The 7,175-nt window shown below is 49.0% G+C and carries 9 protein-coding genes and 1 pseudogene; 7 read left to right on the forward strand and 3 right to left on the reverse strand.

Annotation, left to right across the window (positions count from 1 at the left end):
* Window positions 1–166: 166 nt before the first annotated feature.
* From nth to ACEW8P_RS04755, 3 genes are all read right to left on the reverse strand, one after another.
* Entirely contained in the window at window positions 167–820 is a 654-nt protein-coding gene (nth, locus tag ACEW8P_RS04745) for an endonuclease III (protein ID WP_373511956.1), read from the reverse strand.
* 142 nt (window positions 821–962) lie between these two features.
* Window positions 963–1,211, reverse strand: a complete 249-nt coding sequence (locus ACEW8P_RS04750) for a hypothetical protein (protein WP_373511957.1) — start codon at window positions 1,209–1,211, stop codon at window positions 963–965.
* Window positions 1,186–1,785 (reverse strand): RNA polymerase sigma factor, encoded by a 600-nt coding sequence (locus ACEW8P_RS04755; RefSeq protein WP_373511958.1) that lies wholly within the window; start codon window positions 1,783–1,785, stop codon window positions 1,186–1,188. Before ACEW8P_RS04755 ends, ACEW8P_RS04750 begins: the two co-directional genes overlap by 26 nt.
* Window positions 1,786–2,178: 393 nt before the next feature.
* Between ACEW8P_RS04755 and ACEW8P_RS04760 the strand changes: the two genes are divergently transcribed.
* The 7 genes and pseudogenes from ACEW8P_RS04760 to ACEW8P_RS04790 form a co-directional block, all read left to right on the forward strand.
* Window positions 2,179–2,484: a ferredoxin gene (locus ACEW8P_RS04760; protein ID WP_373511959.1), complete on the forward strand. Its 306-nt coding sequence runs from the start codon at window positions 2,179–2,181 to the stop codon at window positions 2,482–2,484.
* Between the two features lie 161 nt (window positions 2,485–2,645).
* The gene (locus ACEW8P_RS04765) at window positions 2,646–3,044 is read left to right on the forward strand and encodes a response regulator (RefSeq protein WP_373511960.1); all 399 of its coding nucleotides are present in this window, start codon (window positions 2,646–2,648) and stop codon (window positions 3,042–3,044) included.
* Between the two features lie 97 nt (window positions 3,045–3,141).
* Complete coding sequence (kaiC, locus tag ACEW8P_RS04770; RefSeq protein ID WP_373511961.1) at window positions 3,142–4,845, forward strand: circadian clock protein KaiC; 1,704 nt, start codon at window positions 3,142–3,144, stop codon at window positions 4,843–4,845.
* An 87-nt stretch (window positions 4,846–4,932) separates the two neighbouring features.
* Window positions 4,933–5,235: a circadian clock KaiB family protein gene (locus ACEW8P_RS04775; protein WP_373511962.1), complete on the forward strand. Its 303-nt coding sequence runs from the start codon at window positions 4,933–4,935 to the stop codon at window positions 5,233–5,235.
* Window positions 5,232–5,549, forward strand: a complete 318-nt coding sequence (locus tag ACEW8P_RS04780; RefSeq protein ID WP_373511963.1) for a circadian clock KaiB family protein — start codon at window positions 5,232–5,234, stop codon at window positions 5,547–5,549. Before ACEW8P_RS04775 ends, ACEW8P_RS04780 begins: the two co-directional genes overlap by 4 nt.
* Window positions 5,549–6,793 (forward strand): ATP-binding protein, encoded by a 1,245-nt coding sequence (locus ACEW8P_RS04785; RefSeq protein ID WP_373511964.1) that lies wholly within the window; start codon window positions 5,549–5,551, stop codon window positions 6,791–6,793. Before ACEW8P_RS04780 ends, ACEW8P_RS04785 begins: the two co-directional genes overlap by 1 nt.
* A gap of 147 nt (window positions 6,794–6,940) precedes the next feature.
* Window positions 6,941–7,175: pseudogene (locus ACEW8P_RS04790) on the forward strand (noncanonical pyrimidine nucleotidase, YjjG family); the annotation flags it as partial.

Raw genomic sequence — 7,175 nt, forward strand, 5'->3', positions numbered from 1 at the left:
GATTTAGCTGGTTGGGTATTTCTATTCTAAAACTGTACGCTGAATAGGTGTCAGGTAACGCAGGAGTTCTGGGAAAATTTCTCTTTGCGATGCACGGTATGTACCATAGAGAATCGTGCCAAGCCTAAATAGTTGGAATACCTGCCAAAAAAATTCAGATGTAAGCTTACTTTTTTGCCCTTTGTGCCTTCTCGTAGTACTTACAAAGGTGCGTCAAGGCACATTCGTGGCACTTGGGAGAGCGGGCCACACAGATGTACCGCCCGTGCAGAATGAGCCAATGGTGCGCCTTTGGGACAAGTGCTTGGGGAATGTTGGCTATCAAGTTTTTTTCTACGGCCAACGGCGTCGTAGCTGTCAGCGGGGCTAAACCGATGCGATGTGAAACTCGGAAGACATGCGTATCGACGGCCATCGTGGATTGGTTGAAAACAACCGAGGCGATAACGTTGGCTGTCTTACGGCCCACACCCGGTAACTTTTGCAGTTCGTCCACCTGGCTCGGTACTTCGGAGTTGAATTCGGCCACCAGCATCCGGCCCGTGCCGACGAGATGTCTGCTTTTGTTATTAGGGTATGAAACCGACCGGATGTAGGCGAAGACCTCCTCGGCGTCTGAGGCAGCCAATGCCGCCGGATCAGGGAAGCGGTCGAAAAGGGCAGGCGTGACGAGGTTTACGCGCTTGTCGGTGCATTGGGCCGAAAGAATAACTGAAATGAGGAGTTCGTAAGGACTATGGTAGTTGAGTTCGGTTTCCGGCTCGGGGAAGTGGGTAGTGAAGTAGTCGATCAGGAGTCGGTAGCGTTCTTTCTTGAACATAAATGAGTCTTCTCTAAAAAACTAACCGCAGAGATCACAGAGTTTTACGCGGAGATCGCAAAGAAACTTGGCGTTCTCCGCGTAAGAACTTAGCGTCCTTTGCGGTTAAAATACAAAAAGAAAGCCAAACGGCTGACTTGTCCTAGATAGACAAGTCAGCCGTTTGGCTGGATGGATACTGTCGCGAGTAGCGCAGAACGTTGTCGGTAACCCGGCTGGGCGGAGTGCGAACAATGCGATCCATTTGGGTCTGCAGTTCGAGCGCGTCCAAGTAGAAGGCGAGCATGTCAGAATCGGAGGTCAGTGCCTCGACGATCTCGTTATTTTCTTGAGGGGAAGTCTCGGCGTAAAGGTACCTGACTACATCATCGTAGGTAAACGTTTTTGTCATATTGCGGAGTACGTTGGCTGAATTGCTTGCGCAAGTTAATCAACGCGTAACGCATTCTCCCCAGTGCCGTATTGATACTCACTCCGGTGGCATCGGCGATTTCCTGAAAGCTCATTTCTTCGTAATGGCGCATTATCAGAACCTGTCGCTGTACCTCGGGCAGCCGCTGGATCATCTCCCGCAGTTGCTCGTGGGTCTCTTGTCGGATTTGGATCGACTCTACCGAATCTTCCGAGAAGTCCAACGTGTTGAACACGCTGCTTCCATCCTCGAACACTACGCTGGGGTAGCGTTTATCGCGTCTAAAATAATCAATAGCGAGATTGTGGGCGATTCGGACGATCCACGGCAAAAACTTACCTTCCTCATTGTACCTGCCTTGTTTGATCGTGTCCACTGCCTTAATGAAGGTATCCTGCATGAGGTCTTCGGCAACGTACTGATCCTTGACAATCAGGTAGATAGTAGTATAAATTCTTGACTTATGGCGAAGAACTAGCTTCTCGAATGCCTTTTCATCGCCACGGATGTACAGCGATACCAACTCACTGTCGCTAACTTGAAATTTCTGCATTTTGTGTATTCGATTTAGTTAACGTAGAGTCGTGTATCTATATTGTTTTTCGTTTAAGGTTGATAAATGTAAAGCTGTTGTGGTAAGGAGGTTGTATTTAAATGCGAATCAAAAGTAATAGGTTTGACAACTAATTTGCAAACATTTATTTGGCTTTTTTCAAAAATACGCTTTATTAATCCCTGTCTGCAACTTACTTACGCGAAGTAAGTCAAAAAAGTTGCGTCCCTGTCACATTTTTTAAACATAAGGCCATTTTAGGAAAAAGTAGCATTATATAAACATATTCAGGATTTTCTTAACGGGAGCATGTCTAATTTAGTTCGACAACTTTACAACATTTTTCGTACCAAATTGGTAATTTCGCCTCCTCAAACTCCAAACTATTTGATAATGAAGTACCAAAAACACGTATTTGTCTGCACAAATCAAAAAGATGCTCCCAAGAAATGCTGCGGTGCGACGCACGGCGCAGAACTTGTGGCAGCCTTTAAAGAAGCTATGAAAGAACGTGATCTGCTACCCGGTATGCGCGCTCAACCCACGGGCTGCCTCGATGTCTGCGGTAAGGGACCTTCGGTAATCGTCTATCCCGAAGGAATCCTATATGGTAATGTACAGCTTTCGGATGTGGAAGAAATCGTGCAGAGCCACCTCGTTGACAATCAACCCGTCGAAAGGCTTAAACTCGACTTTTGATTTGGAGGGAATATTTTCTCATCCATTCAAACACACTTGGAACAAAAATCCCACTTTCGATAGCAGAAAGTGGGATTTTTGTTCCGAGTATCGTACTTTTCGCCCCGTTTCTCATTTTCTACCTGATTGCCTATCCTCTCGATTCATCCATTTGACTTCTAATGAACAGCGCTAAGACCGTTTTTCTCGTGGATGATGATCAGGACGACCGTTTTTTCATCCGGCAAGCCATTGAAGAAGCAGGAGCTTCGATTGAAATCATCGAGGCTGAAAACGGGTTGGATTTTTTGGCCCTGATCCATAGTGACAACTCAATACCAGCCGCTCTGATCTTGCTGGACATGAATATGCCCAAGATGAACGGCTTGGAAACTATTGCTGCCATTCGCTCCGATCCCAGCATCGCCACTATTCCCGTAGTAATGGTCTCCACCTCTTTTGATCCCACCCTGATCGAGTCGGCCTACCAGGCGGGGGTAGATAAGTTTATCACTAAGCCCAGTTCCTTCGAGGGCTTTGCTGACCTGAGCCAGCAATTGATTACCTGCTTTCTGTCGTGACAGGTGTCTATTCTCCATCTTCCTCAGAAGTGGTTTCTTACCCCGAACGAAAAAATCCTAACCGAGAACGCTGTACCAAGTACTTTGCACCAAAACCATGAATCAAAACACCCCCCAAGCCTCCTTACCTTCCTTGCCTAAGGCATCTTCCGGCATAAAGGGCCTGGACGAAATCACCGAAGGCGGCCTGCCCAGAGGCCGTCCCACGCTAATATGTGGGACGGCCGGGTCGGGCAAGACCCTGTTTTCAATGGAATTCCTGGTTCATGGCGCGTTGCACCACGACGAACCAGGTGTGTTCATAGCTTTTGAGGAAAAAACCGACGAACTAATCATGAATGTGGCCTCGCTGGGTTTCGATCTGGAAAAACTACAGGCGGAAAAGAAAATCAAACTTGACCATGTACAGGTAGAGCGTAGCGAAATCGAGGAGACGGGCGAGTACGATTTGGATGGGCTCTTTATCAGGCTCGGCTATGCCATTGACAGCATCGGCGCCAAGCGCGTGGTGCTGGATACCATTGAGAGCCTGTTTTCGGGCCTTTCTAACATGGCCATTCTCCGCGCTGAGTTGCGGCGACTATTCGAATGGCTAAAGGAAAAGGGTGTCACGACTATTATCACGGGCGAGAAGGGCGATGGCGCCCTCACGCGGCAGGGTCTGGAAGAGTACGTCTCGGACTGTGTGATCCTGCTCGACCACCGCATCGTCAACAAAATTTCGACGCGGCTACTTCGCATTGTCAAATATCGCGGCTCGGTTCACGGTACGAATGAGTATCCCTTTCTGATCGATGCCGAGGGTATTTCCATTCTGCCCGTAACATCACTGACGCTTGGGTATGAGGTATCGAACGCCCGGATTTCCTCGGGAATCCCCAGCCTGGACAAAATGCTGGGTGGCGAAGGATTTTTCCGGGGCGGCAGCGTGCTTGTATCCGGCACTGCGGGTACGGGCAAGACGAGCATCGCCGGGGGCTTCGTCGATGCGGCCTGCCAAAATGGGGAGCGTTGCCTGTACTTTGCCTTTGAGGAATCGCCGAAGCAAATTATCCGAAATATGGGATCTATTGGCATGGATTTGCAGCGGCACATGGACGCAGATCTGCTCAGATTTCAAGCGGCGCGACCTACCTTGCATGGTCTGGAAATGCATCTGGTGGCTATTCATAAGTTGGTAAACCAGTTTAAGCCCCAAGTGGTGGTGCTGGATCCGATCACTAATCTGGTGACGATCGGTTCGGTAAGCGAGGTGAAAGGTGTCCTGATTCGACTAATCGATTTTCTGCAAAATATGGGAATTACGGTTATGTTTACGGCACTCACTCTGAAAGAAAGCAGTAGCGAACAGACTGACGAACACGTATCTTCACTTGTGGACGCCTGGCTGCTGGTGCGCGACATCGAGTCCAACGGTGAACGCAACCGCGGCCTGTACGTGATGAAGTCGCGTGGCATGAAGCACTCCAACCAGGTGCGTGAATTCGTTATTTCGGAAAGGGGCCTCGATCTCGTGGATGTTTTTCTCGGTCCGGACGGCATCTTGACGGGATCTGCGCGAGAAGCACAGCAACTGCTGGAAGAGACGGACGTTGTGTTGCACGACCACGCCATTTCGCGCAAAGACCGCGAGATCGAGCGCAAGAAGAAGGTGCTGGAAGCCAAGGTTGCCAGTCTTAAGGAAGAGTTTGACTCGGTACGGGAGGAACTCAACAAAACCTATATCGAGGAGGAGCTTAAGCGAGAAGTCATGGAGAAAAACCGAAAAAAAATGGCAAGAAGTAGGGACAGCAAAGATTGAATGGTTCTATAAGTTCAAAGTTCACGAGCGAATAACCCGAAGAATCCATAGACTTTTTCCTGGAATGATAATTATGTAATTGAACTGATGCAAAACGACGACGACGAAATCTGGGAATTGAGGTTGTACATTGCCGGGAAAACTACCAAATCGGTGGCGGCTTTGAAAAACCTCAAGAAATACTGCGAAACGCATTTGAAGGACAAATACACTATCGAGGTGATCGACTTGCTGGTGCAGCCGCAACTTGCCGAGGGCGACCAGATTCTGGCTATCCCCACGCTGGTCAAGAAGGTACCCGTACCCATCCGCAAAATTATCGGTGACCTTTCCAATGAGGAGAAAGTACTCGTTGGTTTGAACATACGCCCTGTCAAGAAACTGGAATGAACGATTCACTGGACGCGATGCATGAGGATGATGTTGAACACCAGTATGTGTTGAGACTGTTCATCGCGGGGGCGTCGGTCAATTCGCGTCGGGCCGTGGCCAATTTGAGGGAGATTTGCGATCATTACCTTAAAAATAAATACTCACTCGAAATCGTCGACGTTTACCAGCAGAAAGTTATTGCCGAACAGGAGCAACTCATCGCCTTACCGCTGCTAGTGAAGCGGTACCCGTTGCCTGAACGCCGAATGGTTGGGGATATGTCCAATACGCAAAAGGTGTTGCGAGGATTGGGAGTTTTGACAGAAAGCTGATGAATACCTCCCGAACGTACGAAGAGTTGTTACAAGAGAACGAGGAACTCAGGCTGCAGCTGGAAGAGGCAACCGATACCATCGAGGCCATCCGTACCGGGCAGGTCGATGCTCTCGTGGTAAAGGGCCCCGATGAGGAGCACCAGCTTTATACCCTTAAAACTGCCGACCAAAACTACCGGGTGTTTATCGAAAAGATGAACGAAGGCGCTGTTACTCTGAACGAGGGCGGTCTTATCGTGTACTGTAACACCATGTTTTCATTGATGGTCGGTACGCCGCTGTCAGGCATTATCGGCACTGCCTTCAAATCTTTCATTCCAGCCGACTGTCTCGACACTTTTCACGACATTTTTCAGAATGGCTGGTTTACCGACAGCAAAACCGAAATTTCGCTTCTCAACGACGAGAAGCGGATCCCCTGCCAACTATCAGTCACAACGCTGCAACTAGACGAGGGGCCGGCGCTGAGCGTCATTATCACTGATCTGAGTTTCCAGAAGGAAACTCAGCAACTTCTCAAATCGAAAAATGAGTCGCTGGCGACGATCAACGCTGAACTGGAAACGAGCAATCATGACTTGCAGCAATTTGCTTCGGTTGCCTCCCACGACCTGCAGGAGCCTCTGCGCAAAATCCTGATTTTTTCGACCATGCTCCGCGATAAGCACGAGCTTTCGGAAAAGAGCGCGGTTTTTTTAGAAAAAATCATCGCGTCGTCGGAGCGAATGCGGACTATGATTTCAGATATCCTGAGCTACTCGCGTCTCTCGACCCACGATAACCGTTTCGCTCTTATCAATCTGCGGGAAGTCATTCGGGAGGTTTTGGACGACTACGAAATACTGATCGAGGAAAAGAACGCCACAATTAACGTCGGGCATCTTCCCGAAATAGAAGCTAATCGTGGTCAGATCAAACAAGTATTTCAAAATCTGATTAGCAATTCGATCAAGTTCAGCCAGCCAGATAAAGCACCAATCATCAATATTTCGAGTTGCGAAGTGTACAGCGGAACGCAATGCATCACCGTAACCGACAACGGCATTGGCTTCGACTCTCAGTACCGCGAAAAAATATTCTCTCTATTCGAAAGGCTCAACACCAAAGATAAATTCGAGGGTTCAGGCATTGGCCTGGCCATCACCAAAAAGATTATCGACAAGCATAACGGCACAATCACTGCCTTGAGTCAGGATAAAGAAGGGGCGAGTTTCAGAATCACTCTTCCCGTCCGGCAGTGATAAAACCAATCTACGGTTTTCGTGTTCTTAGTGGTACATTTTGCCAATCCATACCAGATCACTCGATTGGACACTAACCTTTTCATCGCCGTGGGCCGAGATGCACCTCCAGCGTACCGGCCCCGCTAACCATTGACCCAAAAACTTTTGCCTACTCATTACCGACACCTCTTTTTCGACCTCGACCATACACTCTGGGACTTCGAACGCAGTTCCGGCGAATGCCTGACCGAAGTGTATGGTACTTTTGGCATGGCGGGCCTGGGCATTTCTTCGGTGGAGGATTTCATAAGTACCTACCTGCGCATCAACTACCAGCTTTGGCGTGAGCTGGAGCGCGGCGAAATTCCACACGGCCACATCCGCGAGCAGCGCTTTCGGC

The organism is Persicitalea sp. (assembly GCF_041751555.1).
Taxonomy (GTDB): Bacteria; Bacteroidota; Bacteroidia; order Cytophagales; family Spirosomataceae; genus Persicitalea.

Bases quoted from the DNA above. Each gene is read 5' to 3' on its own strand.
- nth (WP_373511956.1), bottom strand. From the start codon at position 820: ATGTTCAAGAAAGAACGCTACCGACTCCTGATCGACTACTTCACTACC.
- ACEW8P_RS04750 (WP_373511957.1), bottom strand. From the start codon at position 1,211: ATGACAAAAACGTTTACCTACGATGATGTAGTCAGGTACCTTTACGCC.
- ACEW8P_RS04755 (WP_373511958.1), bottom strand. From the start codon at position 1,785: ATGCAGAAATTTCAAGTTAGCGACAGTGAGTTGGTATCGCTGTACATC.
- ACEW8P_RS04760 (WP_373511959.1), top strand. From the start codon at position 2,179: ATGAAGTACCAAAAACACGTATTTGTCTGCACAAATCAAAAAGATGCT.
- ACEW8P_RS04765 (WP_373511960.1), top strand. From the start codon at position 2,646: ATGAACAGCGCTAAGACCGTTTTTCTCGTGGATGATGATCAGGACGAC.
- kaiC (WP_373511961.1), top strand. From the start codon at position 3,142: ATGAATCAAAACACCCCCCAAGCCTCCTTACCTTCCTTGCCTAAGGCA.
- ACEW8P_RS04775 (WP_373511962.1), top strand. From the start codon at position 4,933: ATGCAAAACGACGACGACGAAATCTGGGAATTGAGGTTGTACATTGCC.
- ACEW8P_RS04780 (WP_373511963.1), top strand. From the start codon at position 5,232: ATGAACGATTCACTGGACGCGATGCATGAGGATGATGTTGAACACCAG.
- ACEW8P_RS04785 (WP_373511964.1), top strand. From the start codon at position 5,549: ATGAATACCTCCCGAACGTACGAAGAGTTGTTACAAGAGAACGAGGAA.